Origin of the sequence: Bacillus sp. Root131 (genome assembly GCF_001429475.1) — a bacterium.
Lineage (GTDB): Bacteria > Bacillota > Bacilli > Bacillales > Bacillaceae_G > Bacillus_A > Bacillus_A thuringiensis_S.
In genome coordinates, this window is record NZ_LMJQ01000040.1 from 1,829 (window position 1) to 2,641 (window position 813).

Here is an 813-nt window from a genome sequence, read left to right on the forward strand (position 1 = left end):
AATAATAAAAGCTGGTGGCGCATATGTCCCACTAGATCCCGCATATCCAACAAAGAGGCTTGAATATATCTTGAAAGATGCCAACATACAAGTATTGCTGACACAAAGTCATCTAACACAGTGGATACCTAAAGAAATAGATTGTATTGATATAAAAGAACATGAAATGAATATTTCGAGAGAAAAAAATATAAATCCTACAATTGAAGTTAAACCAGATAATTTGGCATATGTAATTTATACATCTGGATCCACAGGAAATCCAAAGGGTGTCCTTTATGAACAAAAAGGTCTATGTAATTTTATTAATGCCAGCATTAATTTTACAAAATTAAATACGGGTAGTAAGGTAGTTCAGTTTTCTTCAATTGCATTTGATGTTTCACTATATGATATCTTCGCAACTCTGGTGTCTGGTGGAACTTTATATGTATGTGGTCAACAAGATATTATGCCAGTCGAGCCACTTACCCAGTTTTTGCTAGAAAAAAAAATTACGCATGCATTTTTACCACCTACGGTACTAAATCTGTTAGATGAATCTAAATTTGAGGAATTACAAACTGTTATTTCTGCGGGTTCAGTCTGTAGTGAACAAGTGGCAAAACGATGGGTGAAAAATCACCTCTTTATAAATGCATATGGTCCAACAGAAGCATCGGTTGCTACTATAGACATTTATAGCGGCAAAGGGACACCACCTATTGGTCGATCTATTCCCAATGTAGAGGTATATGTATTAAATGAAGCTAAAAAACTTGTCCCTATTGGGACAGTAGGTGAACTTTATATAGGAGGTATCGCATTAGCACG

At 35.2% G+C, this 813-nt stretch carries 1 protein-coding gene; it reads left to right on the forward strand.

Annotation, left to right across the window (positions count from 1 at the left end):
- The coding region (locus ASE54_RS37295; RefSeq protein WP_235567873.1) for an AMP-binding protein at positions 1–813 on the forward strand (813 nt) is incomplete at both ends.